18 protein-coding genes are annotated in these 17,494 nt (G+C 40.4%); 4 read left to right on the top strand and 14 right to left on the bottom strand.

Annotated features, from left to right (window positions below):
• On the bottom strand, window positions 1-945 hold a 945-nt coding region (locus ACJHV0_RS07755), incomplete at its 3' end, for a chorismate-binding protein (RefSeq protein WP_483133835.1).
• A gap of 145 nt (window positions 946-1,090) precedes the next feature.
• Between ACJHV0_RS07755 and ACJHV0_RS07750 the strand changes: the two genes are divergently transcribed.
• From ACJHV0_RS07750 to ACJHV0_RS07740, 3 genes are all read left to right on the top strand, one after another.
• Complete coding sequence (locus ACJHV0_RS07750) at window positions 1,091-1,711, top strand: L-threonylcarbamoyladenylate synthase (RefSeq protein ID WP_025236451.1); 621 nt, start codon at window positions 1,091-1,093, stop codon at window positions 1,709-1,711.
• A gap of 71 nt (window positions 1,712-1,782) precedes the next feature.
• Window positions 1,783-2,862, top strand: a complete 1,080-nt coding sequence (gene rluB, locus ACJHV0_RS07745; protein ID WP_483133834.1) for a 23S rRNA pseudouridine(2605) synthase RluB — start codon at window positions 1,783-1,785, stop codon at window positions 2,860-2,862.
• A 135-nt stretch (window positions 2,863-2,997) separates the two neighbouring features.
• Window positions 2,998-4,767, top strand: a complete 1,770-nt coding sequence (locus tag ACJHV0_RS07740) for an SLC13 family permease (protein WP_483133833.1) — start codon at window positions 2,998-3,000, stop codon at window positions 4,765-4,767.
• Between the two features lie 48 nt (window positions 4,768-4,815).
• Here ACJHV0_RS07740 and lolE read toward each other — a convergent pair whose 3' ends face one another.
• From lolE to ACJHV0_RS07675, 13 genes are all read right to left on the bottom strand, one after another.
• A complete protein-coding gene (lolE, locus tag ACJHV0_RS07735) occupies window positions 4,816-6,081 on the bottom strand; it encodes a lipoprotein-releasing ABC transporter permease subunit LolE (protein WP_483133832.1) in 1,266 nt (421 codons plus the stop codon).
• Window positions 6,078-6,761, bottom strand: a complete 684-nt coding sequence (lolD, locus tag ACJHV0_RS07730; RefSeq protein WP_283386217.1) for a lipoprotein-releasing ABC transporter ATP-binding protein LolD — start codon at window positions 6,759-6,761, stop codon at window positions 6,078-6,080. Before lolD ends, lolE begins: the two co-directional genes overlap by 4 nt.
• A 14-nt stretch (window positions 6,762-6,775) precedes the next feature.
• Window positions 6,776-7,948: a lipoprotein-releasing ABC transporter permease subunit gene (locus ACJHV0_RS07725; protein ID WP_483133831.1), complete on the bottom strand. Its 1,173-nt coding sequence runs from the start codon at window positions 7,946-7,948 to the stop codon at window positions 6,776-6,778.
• 37 nt (window positions 7,949-7,985) lie between these two features.
• Window positions 7,986-8,933 carry a 2-hydroxyacid dehydrogenase gene (locus ACJHV0_RS07720; RefSeq protein ID WP_483133830.1) on the bottom strand — a complete coding sequence of 316 codons (948 nt, stop codon included), beginning with the start codon at window positions 8,931-8,933 and terminating at the stop codon, window positions 7,986-7,988.
• Between the two features lie 78 nt (window positions 8,934-9,011).
• The gene (kdsA, locus tag ACJHV0_RS07715; RefSeq protein ID WP_483133829.1) at window positions 9,012-9,866 is read right to left on the bottom strand and encodes a 3-deoxy-8-phosphooctulonate synthase; all 855 of its coding nucleotides are present in this window, start codon (window positions 9,864-9,866) and stop codon (window positions 9,012-9,014) included.
• Entirely contained in the window at window positions 9,863-10,462 is a 600-nt protein-coding gene (locus ACJHV0_RS07710; RefSeq protein WP_483133828.1) for a Fic/DOC family protein, read from the bottom strand. The genes kdsA and ACJHV0_RS07710 overlap by 4 nt, the downstream gene beginning before the upstream one ends.
• On the bottom strand, window positions 10,428-10,625 hold the full coding sequence (locus tag ACJHV0_RS07705) for an antitoxin VbhA family protein (protein ID WP_334248530.1): 198 nt from the start codon (window positions 10,623-10,625) through the stop codon (window positions 10,428-10,430). Before ACJHV0_RS07705 ends, ACJHV0_RS07710 begins: the two co-directional genes overlap by 35 nt.
• Window position 10,626: 1 nt before the next feature.
• Window positions 10,627-11,493 (bottom strand): SirB1 family protein, encoded by an 867-nt coding sequence (locus tag ACJHV0_RS07700; protein ID WP_483133827.1) that lies wholly within the window; start codon window positions 11,491-11,493, stop codon window positions 10,627-10,629.
• Between the two features lie 9 nt (window positions 11,494-11,502).
• On the bottom strand, window positions 11,503-12,750 hold the full coding sequence (gene prmC, locus ACJHV0_RS07695) for a peptide chain release factor N(5)-glutamine methyltransferase (RefSeq protein ID WP_483133826.1): 1,248 nt from the start codon (window positions 12,748-12,750) through the stop codon (window positions 11,503-11,505).
• 48 nt (window positions 12,751-12,798) lie between these two features.
• Window positions 12,799-13,332, bottom strand: a complete 534-nt coding sequence (locus ACJHV0_RS07690) for a hypothetical protein (RefSeq protein ID WP_483133825.1) — start codon at window positions 13,330-13,332, stop codon at window positions 12,799-12,801.
• A gap of 75 nt (window positions 13,333-13,407) precedes the next feature.
• The gene (gene prfA / locus ACJHV0_RS07685; RefSeq protein WP_334248533.1) at window positions 13,408-14,490 is read right to left on the bottom strand and encodes a peptide chain release factor 1; all 1,083 of its coding nucleotides are present in this window, start codon (window positions 14,488-14,490) and stop codon (window positions 13,408-13,410) included.
• Between the two features lie 128 nt (window positions 14,491-14,618).
• Window positions 14,619-15,191, bottom strand: coding sequence for an anthranilate synthase component II (locus ACJHV0_RS07680; RefSeq protein WP_025236439.1), 573 nt, complete (start codon window positions 15,189-15,191; stop codon window positions 14,619-14,621).
• Between the two features lie 177 nt (window positions 15,192-15,368).
• Window positions 15,369-16,988 carry a DNA recombination protein RmuC gene (locus ACJHV0_RS07675; RefSeq protein WP_483133824.1) on the bottom strand — a complete coding sequence of 540 codons (1,620 nt, stop codon included), beginning with the start codon at window positions 16,986-16,988 and terminating at the stop codon, window positions 15,369-15,371.
• A gap of 85 nt (window positions 16,989-17,073) precedes the next feature.
• On the opposite strand from ACJHV0_RS07675, the gene ACJHV0_RS07670 reads away from it, so the two are divergent.
• Window positions 17,074-17,494, top strand: a 421-nt coding sequence (locus ACJHV0_RS07670) for a chorismate-binding protein (RefSeq protein WP_483133823.1), incomplete at its 3' end; no start/stop codon positions are given.

The raw sequence follows: 17,494 nt of genomic DNA, 5'->3' as shown, positions 1-17,494 counted from the left end.
ATATTTCAACGCACTTTCCGGCGAAGCCCCAAATAGAGTGAAATTTTCTCCTTGCATATAGAACATATAAGGGCTTGGATTGTTAATTTTTAACTGCTTATAGCTGGCAAGCGTGTTCGGGCAAGGCAAGCTAAAACGGCGAGAAGGCACAATTTGGAATACATCACCAATGTTAATATGGTGCTTGAGTTTTTGGACAATCGCCTTAAAGTCTTCATCTTCAATATTAGCAGTTGCTTCATCTGTTGCTGCTTTAATTTCTAGTGAAAGCTCGGTTTCAGCAAGATTTGCAAGTTTTTGATAAAATTCGACCGCTTGTTGTTGGAGATGAGATTGCTCGCTTGGCTCAAAGCAAAACGTATTTAGCATTGCTTTTTCTGTTTGATGATCGATTGTAACGAGCTGCTCTGCTAAATAAAAACTGTAATCAGGACAGCTTAAGCCATCATCTTGCAGGCTGATGTTTTCCATCGGAATAAAATTCGCCACTAAGTCGTAACTAAATAAACCACCTAAATAGATTGGCGATGCTGAATTTGCAAACAGCCGGCTGACAGTGCGTAAACCATCAAAAACAGTAGTGGTTTTGAGTTTACTGTCTTCATCTAAATGGTTGCTGATGGTTGGGAATGTGGCTTGCAAGCGGTCATTTTTGCTTAAAAATTTGCAAATTGGAGCTGGAGAAAGTTGGTTTAACGCTTTTTCAATCAATGGCAATACAGCTTCGCCGTTTTTGGTTAAGGCGTGAAAAGTAACCTGTTGATCTTCACAAAAAATATGCACAGCGGATTTGGCAAACAATAGACTTTTTAAACTGTTTTTGCTCTGAATTTCGGCAGAATCTAATAATAAAGTATGCGTACGTTCGCCACATAACGCATAGTAAATGTGGGTTGTATCTGAAAAGTAAGGAAGCTCTGTTTGGGTAATAGTTAAATAAGACATTGCAAATTCCTATAGAAAATTTATTTTGTACTATTAAACTAGTACAAAATAAATAAGTCAAGCAATTATTGTAGATATTTATAGAGCTTCGGGCATATTGGTGTATAATTAGCCCAATTTTTATCAAGCGAAAGGCGTGAAGACGATGACTACGCAATTTTTTTATATTCACCCCGATAATCCACAGCAACGATTAATTAATCAAGCGGTAGAAATTATTAAAGATGGTGGTGTGATTGTTTATCCAACCGATTCAGGCTACGCCTTAGGTTGTGCGATGGGCGATAAGCACGCAATGGATAGAATTGTCGCAATTCGTAAATTGCCGGAAAATCATAATTTCACCTTAGTTTGTAGTGATCTATCTGAACTTTCTATTTATGCGTTAGTGAATAATCAAGCCTATCGCTTAATTAAAAATAACACGCCAAACCCTTATACTTTTATTCTGCCTGCAACCAAAGAGTTGCCTCGTAGATTGATGACAAAGCGTAAAACGGTGGGAATTCGTGTGCCGAATAATGCGATTGCGTTAGCTTTAATTGCGGCACTCGGTGAGCCAATTCTTTCTTGCTCGTTGATGTTGCCTGATACTGAAATGACGGAATCTGACCCTGATGAAATTCGTATGCAATTAGAGCATAGGGTCGATCTAATCATTCACGGCGGTTATTTAGGGCAACAACCGACAACGGTGATTGATTTAACCGAAGATGCTCCGGTCGTTATTCGAGAAGGTTCGGGCGATCCAACGCCGTTTAATTAAAATTACCCTATCTCCCATAAAGGGAGATCTACTAAAATTCAGACGCTTGTGAAAGCGACAAAAGGAACTTTATGACAACTTTTCAAAAGAAACCAAGCCACACTTTCCGCTCAGAGAGAAACGCGGATAATCGTCCATCTTTCAAAAAAGGCGAGCCGAAATTAAATGAGAAATCTGAACGCAAATTCGGTAAAACCTCAGAAAAACCACAACGTCCAATTTCTAAGCCATTAACGGCGAGTGTTGCAAAAAAAGTGGAAAAAACAACCGCTAGTGAGACGGTATCTCAAGAGAAAAAAGCCAAGGTAGTGGGCGAAAAGCTACAAAAAATCTTAGCTCGAGCAGGGCAGGGGTCTCGCCGAGAGTTGGAAGAGATTATTGCTAGCGGGCGTGTGAGTGTAGACGGAAAAATTGCTACTTTGGGCGACCGTGTGCAAGTGAGTTCTTCTACCAAAATCCGTATTGATGGGCATTTAGTGAATTTAATGCCTGCTCAAAAAGAGGTTTGCCGAGTATTGATGTACTACAAACCGGAAGGGGAGTTATGTACACGTTCAGATCCTGAAGGACGAGCAACGGTGTTCGATCGCTTACCTCGTTTAACGGGGGCTCGTTGGATTGCAGTTGGGCGTTTAGATATTAACACTTCGGGATTATTACTCTTTACTACAGATGGCGAGCTTGCTAACCGTTTAATGCACCCAAGCCGTGAAGTGGAGCGTGAATATTCAGTGCGTGTGTTCGGCAATATTGACGATGCAATGTTGCAACGCTTACGCAAAGGTGTGCAGTTGGAAGACGGTCCGGCTAACTTTAAGCAAATTAAAGTAGTTGGCGGAACCGGCTTAAACCAATGGTTTGATGTAACTTTAACCGAAGGGCGTAACCGTGAAGTTCGCCGCTTGTGGGAATCACAAGGGGTGGAAGTGAGCCGTTTAATCCGTATTCGTTACGGTAACATTAAATTAGATAAAGGCTTACCGCGTGGCGGCTGGGAAGAGATGGGGCTTGAGCAGGTGAACTACTTGCGTGAGCTGGTTGGCTTGCCGGCAGAAACAGAAACCAAAGTGGACGTAACTGCAAACCGTCGCCGTACTAATATTCGTCAAATTCGTAAGGCAGTTAAGCAGCACCAGAAATATCGTGGTTAATCAATGAGAAATAGAGAGCTGATTATTTGTATAATCAGCTTTTTTGTTATTTTTAAGTTAATAAAATTTAGAGACAAACATAATAGCTTGATTTATGATTGCAGCTCTTATTTATATTAAAGTTGGAGTAAAAGGATGTCTTGGGATATTGTAGTAACACTGGCAGTAACTTTTATTGCGGTGTTTTTATTTGCAACTGAAAAAATTCGTATGGATGCGGTTGCTGTTTTAGTTTTATCGTCATTAGTATTATTAGGGCAAATTGATACTAAATCCGCATTAAGTGGATTTTCAAATTCTGCAACAGTTACTGTTACTGCAATGTTTGTGTTAGCGGCAGGTTTACAGAATAGCGGAGCATTAGATAGCATCGGTGGCTTACTGGCAAAAGTTAAAACGCCTTGGGTATTCATATTAGTATTATGTGGCGTAAATGCGGCAATTTCGCCTTTTGTGAATAATACAGCAGTCGTTGCGGTATTAATTCCAATCGTGATTGCAGCATCACAAAATATTAATCTCGCACCGTCTAAATCCTTAATTCCTTTATCTTTTGCTTCCCAAATGGCTGGGGTTTGTACTCTGATTGGGACATCAACTAATTTATTGGTAAACTCCATTGCACAAAATCAAGGGCATTCAGGCTTCGGAATGTTTGAATTTGCTCCTTTAGGGATTATTTTCTTCTTAGTTGGTACGGTTTATTTATTATTGACCAGTCGCTTCTTATTACCTGAATCACGCTTGCAACTTGAAGAAGGGGTAGGATTTGGTAAATATGTCTCTGAATTAAAAGTAAATAAAAATTCTGTTTTAATTGGTAAGAGTTTAGCCGAATCTGGTTTAATTGAAGAATTTAGTTTGTTTGCTGTAGGTTTACTACGAAATGGGGAACGTTTATCTACTCCAAGCCATCAAATATTACAGAAACACGACATTATATTACTGCGTGGAGAATCGGCAGATTTATCAGGTGCACGTGAAAAATATGGCTTACATCACGTTGTTTATGGTCGCCGAGATCTTGATGAAGATGATTTTGATGATTTAATGATAGCAGAAGTGATGATTTCCCCAACTTCACGTTGGGTGGGGGGCACAATTCCGATTTTACAACAACGTTGGAATAAAGATGCTACCGTATTAGGATTGCAGCGTCGTAGCCGAGTCATTAGGGAGCGTTTGCGTGGTATCAGCTTTAAAATGGGGGATATCCTGTTATTAACGTTACCAAAAGAAGATATGGACGATTTACGCAAAGATAAAGATTTTATTGTACTCTCTTCTGATTTAGTGAAAACAGAAGAATCTTGGCGTGCTAAATTTGCTTTATGGGTAATGGTTGGTGTAGTTGGTACAGCAGCAATCGGCATTGTACCTATTGCGATAAGTTCTCTAGTTGGTGCTGTTGCAATGTGTTTAACGGGTTGTTTAACGGCAGATGAAGCTTACCAATCCATTGACTGGAAAATTATTTTAGTAATTGCCGGTTTACTTCCCCTTGGAGAGGCTATGGCAAACAGTGGAGCTGCTCAATTTATTGTAGATAATACACTTGGCAAAGTAGGGCATTTTGGTCCGTTAGTGGTGCTTGCGGTGCTTTACCTACTTACTTCGGTATTAACGGAATTTATGAGTAATGCCGGTACTGCCGTATTACTAACACCAATTGCAATTTCAACGGCTCAAGTTTTAGGTGTTGATGCCTCGCCATTTATTATTGCAGTAATGTTTGCAGCGGCAACCAGCTTTATGACACCGGTTGGTTATCAAACTAATACGATGGTTTATGGGGCAGGTGGCTATAAATTTAGTGATTTTATCAAGATTGGCTTACCGCTCAATATTATATTCTGGATTTTAGGCGTGATTTTTATTCCTATGTTCTTCCCGTTTAATCCATAATAAACGAAAAAAAGTGGCTAATTATTTAGCCACTTTTTTGTTTTCTTTTTAGTGTCCGCTTAACACTTTCGCTGGTTCTAGTTTCGTTGCTCGATTAGCCGGGTAAAGGCTGGCAAACAAACTTAATACAATAGTTGCAATGAGTACATAGCCGACATCTTGCCAATGTAATTCACTTGGTAGGAAATCAACAAAATAAACGCCGTCTGAAAGTAATTTTACGCCAAAGAAACCTTCAATTGCTTTAATGATAGCGGTCAAATTTAGCGATAAAATTACGCCTAAAATAATACCGAATAAAGCCCCTTTCATACCCGAAAGTAAACCATACCATAAGAAAATACGGCGGATAAAACCATTATTTGCCCCAAGTGTTCGCATAATTGCAATATCGCTTTGCTTATCTTTTACTGCCATAATTAGCGTAGAGATAATGTTGAAACACGCAACCCCAATGACGAGTACCATTGCGATATACATCACGGTGCGAACCAGCTGAATATCGTTATACATATAGCCGAATTTTTCGATCCAAGTATTTAAATAAAGTGGCTGTGGGTAACCATTAAGCTGGGGCATCTCAAGACTCTGCACCGCAAATGGATTGCTTAAACTCATTTCAATACCTGAAACTTGATTTGGCTGATATTCCATCAGCTCTTGGGCTTTATTGAGCGGAATTAACGCATAGCTATGATCTAACTGACCATCTAAGCGTAACACCCCGGTAACAGGCATATTAAAACGCAGAGGTTGAGCTAATTTGCCGTCTTCCGTCGGTTGGGGAATCAGTAATGTTACCTCATCGCCGGCTTCTACTTCGAGGGCTTTTGCAATACCTGCTCCAAGAATTAAGCCATCTTCATCAGCTTTAAACTGAGCAGTAAAAGCCTGCCACTGTTCCGCCGGAATAAATTGGCTGAGTTTGCTCACCTGATCTTGTTTGTGTGGATCTACCCCTCTCACCTGTGCAATTTTAAGCTGTGAACCATTTTCAATTAAGGCAGTGAAGCTCACAAAGGGAGAACTAGCGGTGATATTTTCCGATTTTTTTACCAATGCTTCTAGTTTTTGGCTATCTGCAATGGGTTGGGATTGATTACCTCGAAATGAAACCAGCTCTGCGTGTGGCACAACTGAAAGTACACGGTTATTCAGCTCACGCTCAAAACCATTCATCGCACTTAGCCCGATAATCAACACCGCTACACCGAGTGCAATACCGATACTTGAAAACCAAGAAATCAGCGAAACCAGCCGGTTTTTCTGTTTGCCTCTTTGGTAACGCCAGCTAATAAAAAAGGGTGTACTCATAAGCTTCCCTCGCTTAGTACCCCATCTCGCATTACAAGGTTGCGTGAAAGTTTATTCGCAAGGTTTAAATCGTGCGTAACCAATAAAAAGGCAATGTTTTGCTCTTGGTTTAGCTGCTGAATCAGCTCAAAAATGCTTTCGGTCGTTTTTTGGTCTAAATTCCCTGTGGGTTCATCGGCAAGCACTAAGGCTGGGTTATTCACCAAAGCTCGTGCAATTGCCACACGCTGACGCTCCCCACCGGACAATGCAGATGGACGATGTGTAATTCGATGAGCTAATCCGACCGCTTGTAGCATTTTTTCTGCTCGATTTGCCGCTTCGGTTTTATTCTGTTTGCCAATTAACATTGGCATCATCACGTTTTCAAGAGCGGAAAAATCCGCCATTAAGTGATGAAATTGATAAACAAAGCCTAAGTTTTGGTTACGCAATAAGGCTAATTTATCAGAACTTAAATGTTGTAATGACTGTCCACGCACCCACACTTCGCCTGAACTGGGTTGATCTAGCCCACCAAGCGTATGCAATAAGGTACTTTTACCTGAGCCGGAGCTACCGACAATCGCCACTAACTCACCTTCATTCATCGAAAACGAAACATCTTTTAGCACTTGAACTTTTTGTTCGCCTTCGTCATAAAATTTGCTGATATTTTCACAGCGAAGTAATTCTGTCATTTTATTTCCGTTATTTATTCGTATCTTAATGCCTGAGCTGGCTCAATTTTTGAGGCTCGATATGCCGGGTAAATGGTACAAAGTAGCGAAAGTAAAATCGAAATGCCTACAATCACCGCAATTTGTGTACCTGAAATCAAGGTTGGTAAATGAATTGTCGGGTTGAGTAAGAGAATAATCTGATCCAAATTAGACACTACCAGCACGCCAAGCAATCCACCGATAATTGAGCCAATCACGCCCACAATCGCTCCTTGAAATACAAAAATCTGCATTACTTGTTTTTTAGTTAAGCCTTGTGTTTGCAAAATTGCAATCTCGCCCTGTTTATCTACCACCATTAGGCTCAATGAGGTAACAATGTTTGAAATAGCAACCACAATAATCAAACTAATCAACAAGCCCATCATATTTTTTTCCATTTTTACCGCTTGGAAAAATTCGCCTTTTTGTTCACGCCAATCGCTGATTTTGTAACGTTCTGCATCAAAATGGTTGCCAAGTTCGGTAACTTGGAAGGGATCTTGCAGATACAAACGTACGCCTTGTACTTGATCTTCGGTAATTCTCAGTAATCTGCCGACATCAGCTAAATTGGCAAATAGCGTAAATTCGCTCGCCTCACGATTAGAGTGGTAAATGCCTGAAATTTCAAATAAACGCTGTACCGGTACACGTCCCATTGGGGTGTATTGGCTGTTTTCGGTAATCATTAACCGCAATTTATCACCCACGTTTAAATTAAGTTTATTAGCCAAACGAGAACCAACCAGCACCTTAAATTCACCTGTTGGCAATAATTGAGGCACATTTTGATCAACTAATAGCGGATCGTCTGTAGCATTTTCAACACCAATCAGCTGCCCGGCATTAATGCCTTCCGAGCTTTGAATGACCACGTTCGCACGGTTAATCACCACACTTTGTGTGGCAAATGCAGGCAAAGCGAGTTTTTCTTGTTTGGAAAAATGTCCTTCCTGTGGCGTAATCATGGCGTGTGGTAAGGTAGAAAGCAGATTATTTTTCTGCATATTTTCCAACCCATTCATAATCGATAGCACAATGACCAACGCCATCACACCTAGCACAATGCCAAGGCTTGCAAGGTTGGTTACAAGCCGCCCGAAACGGTCTGCACTTTTCGATCTAAAATAACGAAAAGCAATAAAAAAAGGGGTTAAATTCATTTGGTTCTTCTAAAAATAGATCGATACAAGCGGTTTTTTACTTACCTGTTGCCACAAATTCTTCCATATTTTGTGTAACTTTGTTTACGAGTGTCGTAACTGCAGAATCACTTGCCCACGCAACGTGGGGCGTAATCAGTAAATTCGGTAAACGTCTTGCTGCAAGTATTAGCGGATTATCTTTCTCTGGCGGCTCTTTTACCAATACATCAAGTGCTGCACCTGCAATTTTACCTTGCTCAAGTGCGTTCAAAAGTGCCTGTTCATCAATTAACGGACCTCGTCCTGTGTTGATAATATAAGCCGTTGGTTTCATTAAGGCTAAGGTTTCAGCATTAATCAAATTTTTCGTTTTATCGGTTAAAGGGCAATGTAGGGAAATAATATCCGCCTGTTTAAATACCTCTTCAAAAGCGGTATAGCCTTCACGAATTTCCGTTGCTCCTTGATGTTCTGCAAAAATCACCTTCATTCCGACCGCTTGTGCAAGGCGAGCCACTTCCGCACCGATATTCCCTTTGCCGAAAATCCCTAAGGTTGAGCCTTGAATATCCTGAATTGGATAATCGACATAGCAGAATTGTCCACAAGTTGCCCAGCGGTCTGAAGTAATCAAATCACGGTAATAATCGGCTAAACGATGTTTAAGGGAATAGATCATACCAATCACGTGTTCCGGCACAGTAACGGTTGAATAGCCTGTTACATTCTTAACGGCAATGCCAAACGCTTTCGCTGCCTCTAAATCCACATTATTTGTACCTGTTGCCGTGATCGCAATTAATTTTAACTTGGGTAATTTAGCCAGCAGATCACGCTGTAATAACACCTTGCTGGTAACAATAATATCGGCATCTTTCACACGCTCAAAGGTTTGCTCGGCTGTGGTGGAATCATATTCTGTCCAAGTGTGAGCAAAGTGAGGACGAGGGATTTCGTGGGTGGCAGGAATACCTGTACGGTCAAGAAAAACAATATTGAGCATAGCTTCTTCCTTATTAATGGAGAATCGCAGAGTAGGAATGTGAATTATAGGGGCAAACTGTAATTTGCCCCTACGGTGTTAATTTGAAGTATCGATTTCAGCAAAGGATTTCACTAAATCATCAACAGCTTTCATTTGTGAAACAAAGGCTTCTAATTTAGCAAGCGGCAATGCTGATGGGCCGTCACATTTTGCAGAGTTTGGATCTGGGTGAGCTTCCAAGAATAACCCAGCTAAGCCAATCGCCATACCTGAACGGGCAAGTTCGGTTACCTGATCACGGCGACCGCCAGATGCAGCTCCGAACGGGTCACGGCATTGTAGAGAGTGAGTCACGTCAAAAATCACAGGGCAACCTTTCGACACTTTTTTCATAATGCCGAAACCTAACATATCCACCACTAAATTATCGTAACCGAAGTTAGTACCACGGTCACAAAGAATCACGTTTTCATTACCGCACTCTGCGATTTTTTCCACGATATTGCCCATTTGCCCCGGACTTAAAAATTGTGGTTTTTTCACGTTAATTACTGCACCGGTGCGAGCCATCGCCTCTACTAAATCGGTCTGGCGAGCTAAGAATGCTGGGAGCTGAATCACATCCACCACTTCCGCTACAGGCTTGCACTGATAAATTTCGTGAACGTCAGTGATGATATTCACCCCAAAAGTCTGTTTTAACTCTTGGAAAATTTTTAACCCCTCTTCCATACCCGGCCCACGATAAGAGTGGATAGACGAGCGGTTTGCCTTATCAAACGAGGCTTTAAACACATAAGGGACGTTTAATTTCTGAGTGACTTCAACATATTGCTCACACACTCTCATTGCCATATCACGGCTTTCCAGCACGTTCATACCACCAAATAGGGTAAATGGCTTGTTGTTCGCTACTTCAATGTTACCAATTTTTACGATTTTATCTGTCATAGGGTTTCCTTGTTTATAAATTCTAATCTGTCAAAAATAATTTGTTCAAATAATATATTATCCACATAAAGAGCTGAACGCTCTGAGGCATCAATCATTTCTTGTGGGGTTACATTTTGAAAATGTAGGCGATAACTAAATTTTAACGCTAATTGAATAATGAATTCTCGCTGGCTACGTCCATTTCCTTCTCTAAATGGGTGTAGAATGTTTATTTCACCGAGATAATAAGCTAATTTCTTGGCAAAAGTAGCTTTGTTATACTTTTCAAACTCTTCCCTTATCAGTCTTTGATGTAGTTTATGAAATTCAGGTTGAATGCGATTTGGAGCCGCAAAAACAGTTTTACCTTTTGTGATCCCAATTTCACGCAGTTCACCAGCCCATTCATAAATTTCAGAAAATAGCCGATGGTGTATTTTTTGTAAGTGAACTAAGTCAAAATTACCTTTTACAGGATTTATCCTTAAACTAAGCGTATTCATTGCGACCAATCGACTTTCTAACGTACCTAATTCTTCGTCAGACTTAGCCCCAAGTTTATTACGTAATACACCATTTTTATCCGTGTAGAGGTCGAATTCCGCATATTTCATATATGCTCCGCTTTACTTCATCAAAACTTATTTGATTATCGATCCAAGCATTGAATAAAGTCATTGTTTCATTATCAATATTTAATCCTTCAAGCCGATTATTATCAACCGCTGCTTGCACTGTTCTTATACGGAATTCACGTTCTTGTTCAGTTAATTTCATTTTAATGTACCACACTTCCTTGGCTTTTTTGTTCTAAGCCTTTGACTTCCATTTTTAGAATTTCAGCGGAAGGGTCTTCAGGGCATTGGTCGATGAAATAATTGATATCTTCCAATGCAGCTTGGTAACAATCCATACTTGCTAATACCATTCCACGATCACGAATTTCATACGGATCTTCAGGGCTCATTGCTAAGCGGTACTCAATTAAACGCAATGTTTCCTCATATTTCCCTTCACGGGTAAGAGCCATTTTAAACACTGTTTCAATCCGCTCTAGGAGTTCTTGTGGCTCGGCTCTTCTAAGAAGATCGGGAGTAACTTCCATACCGAAGCCTATTTCACCTTCCATCCATTTATTGAGCATTTCAATGCTGATAAATTCGCCATTCCACGGGTTAATAAAGCGGACTTTGGTTGCCCCATTCGGCTGTTTCATTTCCGCTCTTAAGACTAATTGAGTCGGGAAGTTTACAGGGTAAAGAGGTAAATCTAGCACAGAGGCTAAATAAAGCACCACAGCTCCTAATGAAACCGGCATTCCACGACGTTTTTTGATGACTTGATTCAGCAATAAATTTTCCGTGTGGAAATAGTCTTCATAGTAGCAATGAAAGCCCCATTCTTTATAAACTAAATGGAGCAGTTGATGAATTCGTTCTTCATCGCCTTCACCATTGACGTTGTAGCGAGCTTTTTTAGTTAATGCAGACATTTGCCCAAATACTTGTTGCTCATTTACCGTATCGTCAATTAGCGTGGTAAGCCGTAAGATTTCACGATAGAGAAACTTTTTCAACTCGGTATCGCTTATCTTAATTTTCGGCTCTGCCAACTCTTTCAATAATTCTTCAATAATATCGTCCATTTCCTGCCTTTACTTTAGGATTGCTTGGGTAACTCTATCATTACCACCGTAATCTTGAACGGTTGTGATGTTTTCCCACAAATTTGGATCAAATAAATTTCTTACCTGCTCGCCTTGCTGCCAGCCGTGCTCCAACATTAATGTACCTTGATGTTTTAAGTAAAGCGGTGCATTTTCAATAATTTTTTGCAAATCGCTCAACCCTTGATTATCGGCAACTAAAGCAGTTAAAGGTTCAAAACGTACATCGCCTACGGTTAAATTTCCATCTTCTGCATCAATATAGGGCGGATTGGATAAAATCAAGTCAAACTGCTGATTTTTAATCGCAGAAAACCAATCACTCTGTAAAAATCGGACATTATCAAAGCCAAGATTTTGGCGATTTTCTTCCGCAAGTTTAACCGCCTCAGGCTGAAAATCCACCCCAATAATATCAGCTTTATGGCCTAACTCCCTCGTCATTGCCAACGCAATCGCTCCAGTGCCAGTGCCTAAATCTAAAATTTGCAAATTTTTTTGCTTTTCTAACCGCTTGTAAGCAAAATCTAATGCCAACTCAACTAATCGCTCCGTATCCGGTCGAGGAATTAAAGTGGCGGTTGAAACCTTTAACGGCAACGACCAAAACTCTTTCTCACCTAAAATATATGCCATTGGTTCACCGTTTGCACGTCTTGCTAAGTATTCGGCAAGTTGTTTTAGCTCATTTTCGGTTAAGATAGTTTCGCTAAACGCAAAAATTGCTGATTTTGTGCGTTTTGTAACTGCTTGCAGGAGCAAATTTACGTCGAACTTAGCATCTAAAAAAGGGTTATTTTCAGCATTTTCGAGCAATGTTTGTTCAGCGAAGGTGAGCCATTCTGCGTAAGTTTTGGGGAAAACATTTACCGCATAAAACCGTTCACAAACCACTTCAAAGTGTTCATCAATCTCCTTACCAAGTTCCCCTTCAAAAAAATCGCGGTGGGCAATTTTCCAAGATTGATAGTCGCCTTCTCCTTCGGCAAGGGCAAACTCTTCTGTGACTTCATTAAAGCGTTCAATGAAGACTTCACTTAGCTGAATACGCACAACAGCTTGATTTTGGCTGTCTAATACAATGTGTTTTTCACCTTTTTGTGGAAGCGGTTGATTTTCTAACGCATAAAAGCAATAACCTGAACAAGTTGCAGTCTTTCTACCCGCAACCACGAGATTGGCTAAGGTATTAGGTTTTATGCCAAATTGCCATTGATAAGAGAAATTAGGTTCCATATTAATATATGCTAAAAAATCGATCTATTCTCAATTTAGAATAGTAAATTATAAAACCCCTACACAATTCCCTGAACGTACAGTTTCAGCAACTTTCTGTTCGATGCTAAATGCTTTGGTTGTAAAGTTATTTACAGCAAGGCTTACTTTGGTTTTTCCTGCTTTTTTTGTTTGTTGGTTTAATGCATCAAAATATTGTTGCTCTAAACTTTGTAACTCTTGGTTTGCTTGTAAATTTGCTTGTACTTCATCAGCGTGAGCACGAGAAACTTTGCTCTGGGTAAAGTTATAAGTTAAGGCGTTATCTGCAAATTTCCAGCTGCCTGAACGCTCAAGAGCATAGTTAAAGATTGGGTTTTCAGCAGGGAGCGTTACATTTCCAAGATAGTTTGCTTTGCCATCTTTGCCTAATTTCACTTTATTGGTTGTTGCTGCAACACCATTCATCGCACACTCCCACTCTCCAACAAAATGCTCGGTAGTTGGTGTAATAACTTCGTTTTTTACCGCAGGACTTGAGTTAATAAAGCTGTTACAAGCAGCAAGTAGAGTAGTTGCTATGGCTAATAATATTTTTTTCATATTGAAATTCCTCTTTCTTTAGTTCACAAGCGGTCAAATTTTACAAAAATTATGCAAAATCTGACCGCTTGTAATTTAATTTTGATCCGACAACGCTGCTAACTGATCCGCTTGGTATTCGGTAATAATCGGCTGGATTAGCTCATCAATTTTGCCGTTCATCACTTCGTCTAATCGGTAAACTGTTAGGTTGATACGGTGGTCAGTTACACGACCTTGTGGATAGTTATAGGTACGGATTTTATCCGAACGGTCGCCCGAGCCAAGTAAGTTACGGCGTGTATCAGCTTGTTCTGCCGCTTGGCGTTCTTGTTCCACTTGCACGATGCGGGAGGCAAGCACTGCCATCGCTTTAGCTTTGTTTTTGTGTTGCGAACGTTCGTCTTGGCACTCCACCACAATTCCGGTTGGAATATGGGTAATACGCACAGCAGAGTCAGTGGTATTAACGTGCTGACCGCCTGCACCTGATGAACGGTAGGTGTCGATACGCAAATCAGACGGATTAATTTCCGGCATTTCGCTTTCCGGCAGTTCCGGCATTACCGCAACCGTACAGGCTGAGGTGTGAATACGTCCTTGTGATTCGGTTTTCGGCACACGTTGCACACGGTGTCCACCTGATTCAAATTTAAGCTGTCCGTAAACACCTTCGCCGCTGATTTTGACGATAATCTCTTTGTATCCACCTTGTTCGCTTTCGTTTGCCGACATTTCTTCAATTCTCCAACGTTTGCTTTCAGCATAGCGGCTGTACATACGGTATAAATCGCCAGCGAAAATCCCTGCTTCATCACCACCTGTGCCGGCACGAATTTCTAGGAATGCATTATATTCATCGTTCGGATCTTTTGGCAGTAATAAAATTTGTAAATGTTGCTCAAGGTTCTCAATTTCTGCTTTGTTTTCGGCAATTTCTTCTGCTGCCATATCTTTCATATCTGGGTCATCAAGAAGTAATTGAGCGTCTTCAATGTCGCTGTTTAACTTTTTCCAGCGGTTGAATGTGCCAACCACTTCTTCTAATTGGGAATATTCTTTGGAATAAGCACGGAATTTGTCTTGGTCGGAAATGACAGAGGCATCACCCAATAACGCCTGTAACTCTTCGTGGCGTTCACTTAAACTTTCTAATTTATTAATGATGGAATCTTTCATTTAAACTATCTCTTGAGTATTGGGGCGAAAAATGTTTCGCCTCTATAAATTAAAAAAAGGAAATTTAAAAAGGAGGTAAATAGTCGGTAGATTATAGCGGATTTTCGGCTAAAAATCTTGCTCTAAGACTAGATATCGAGCCAATTTTGTAAAATTTGAAGCCCATATTCGGTAATAAAGGATTCCGGATGAAATTGCACGCCGTAAATCGGTAAATTTTGGTGTTTAAATGCCATCAACACGTTTTGGTCGCAAACAGCGGTGGCAACAAGCGGTGTCTTTTCCAAAGAATTTTGCAAAATGCCCCAAGAGTGATATAAGCCCACCTGAAAGGTATTCGGTAAGCCGTTAAAAATCGGATTAGGCTGAATTTGGCTTAACGTACGTTGCTGCCCGTGGCGGACATCTTTCAAATTATACAAAGTACCACCAAAAAATTCGCAAATTGTTTGATGCCCCAAGCACACGCCTAAAATAGACTTGCTTTGATGATAGCGTTCCAGCATCGCAAAAGTTTGTGGATAAGCCCTCGGCACGTCAGGACCGGGCGAAATCAAAATATGGCTGAATTGTTCCACTTCGTCTAGGTTGAGCTCTTCCACCAATACCACTTTGGCAGGCACTTGAATTTTGCGAAGTAAATCTACCAAGTTGAATGTGAAAGAGTCGTGATTGTCGATGATTAATAGTTTTTTTTGCATTTGGTTGGTTCTTTGTTATTTCAAATCTCCCCCTCCCCTCTTTTCTAAAGAGGGGTGATCATTCAGAGGGAAGATTCAATTCATCTGGCTATTAATTTTTAATGATGAAAGATGAATTTATGGATTTTGGTGATCTCGTCCCCCTCTTTAGACAAAGAGGGGTTAAGGGAGATTTGACTATTCTTCCAATAATTCCCTAGACACCATTTCCAGTTTTATCGTGTCTGCCTCGTTTTCCAACAATTCCACCTGCGGCATTATTTGGCTGGCTTTGCTGGAAAGATGTTGAAAACGTTCCACTTTACCGATTAAGCCTTGCCGCCCAACGAGTGAGGTAACTGTTTGATTATATTGATTATTTGCTGTGTTCAGCGTATTGCCTAATTTCGCCAAACGATCCGCCACCGCACACACTTGGTTATAAATTTCACCGGCTTTTTCGCTGATTTCTCGTGCCTCTGTGTTACCACGTTCAATTCGCCATAAGTTCGCCACGGTACGTAAAATTGGCATTAGCGTGGTGTAAGAAACCAAAATCACGTTGCGTTCGTAGCCAAAATTAAAGAGTTGCGGATCGTGTTTCATCGCCTCAATATACGCCGGCTCAATCGGCACAAACATCAGCACAAAATCAGGGCTTTTCACCCCTAACAGGGCACTATAATTTTTCTTGGAAAGTCCCTCGATATGATTTCTCAATGAACGGCAATGTTCGTCTAACGCTTGAGAAATTGCAAAATTTTCTTCAGATCTTACCGCTTGATCGTAAGCCAATAACGACACTTTGCTGTCAATAATCAGATGTTTTTGGTCGGGTAGATGTACGACAAAATCAGGGGCGAAACGTCGCCCTTCTTCATCTCGAAAACTCTCTTGTGCCTGATAATGCTCGCCCGCCAATAAGCCTGCCGACTGCAATGCACTTTCTAACTGCACTTCTCCCCAGTTGCCGGCAATTTTATTGTTGCCTTTTAATGCGGTTGCGAGGTTTTGTGCCTCTTCCGACATTGATACACCAATTTGCAGCACCCGCTTAATTTCCGCCTCTAAATTCGCCGAGCCTTTGAGCGATTCACTATGCACTTCGTTCACCCGTTTTTGAAAGCCTTCAATTTGCTCTTTAAACGGTTTGAGCAACGCCTCAAGTGAACTTTGATTGGTTTCGCTAAAACGTTTACTTTTCTCTTCTAAAATCTGTTGAGCCAAATGTTGGAATTCTATATTAAGCTGTTGTTTTACTTCCACAAAATTGCGTTGCTGCTGCTCAAAATTTGCCTGTTTTTCGCTTAAAGTCGTGCGTAATTCAGTCAGCTCGTTTTGCACTTCGTTTAATCGTCCAAATAAAGATTGGTTTTCGCTCTCTTTGTGGGAAAGGGAACTTTGGCTGAATTGCAACTGTTCTTCCAAACTTTCTGACTTGGCTTGAGCCGAGCCAATACGCTCTTTCAACTCGTTAATATAACGTTCCAGCTGATTTTCTTGCTGCTCAGCAAGCTCGATTTTTTGCTGAAAATGCTGAAGTTGGCTATCTCGCTCGGTTAAACGTTCGCACACCGATTCATATTTGGTTTGCTGCTGCACAGCCCATTGCTCAAGCTGATTTTTCTCTTGGCTAAGATTTTCATATTTTTCGCTGATTTGGTGAAAATCGGCTGTGATTTTGTTGAGATCTTGGCTTAATTCATAAGCATCTCGCTGATAACGTGATTTCAAGAAAAACAGATAAATCCCCATTATCACGCAAATTGCAAGAGCGATATAAATCCAAATTTCATCAATATTAAGTGATGTGTTCATCGGTAAAACCTTTTTCAAAAAATGCTTTTCAAAACTATTACTTTGCATTATAACAGAGCTTTCCAATATTAAGCATTTCAGTTTTATGCAAGATTTTATAGACAAAGCCAATCAATATGGGCGAGCCAAACGTCCTTTTTTCTTTTTAATTGATTTTGAGCAGGAAAAGCCGCTTATTTTTCCGCTTGAAGAGGCTCATACAAGCGATCTTTTTTTTGAGTTTTTTTGCAAATCGAATGCAAAAAAAACCTTTGAAAAAGTGGCTAAATCTTTTGAATTTTCAGCAAATCCAATTACTTTTGCTGAATATCAAGCTGGTTTTGAATTAGTGAAGAAAGAAATTCAAGCCGGTAATAGCTATTTGCTGAATTTAAGCTATCCAACAGCCATTGAAACCAATTATTCATTAGCGGAGATTTTTGCAAGTAGTAAGGCAAAATATAAATGTTATCTGCAAGATCAATTTGTCTGCTTTTCGCCCGAATGCTTTGTGCGAATTGAGCAGA

The sequence above is a fragment of the Mannheimia sp. genome (assembly GCF_056854775.1).
The sequence above is the reverse complement of the archived record's forward strand: the minus strand, read 5'-3'. Positions and strand labels throughout refer to the sequence as shown.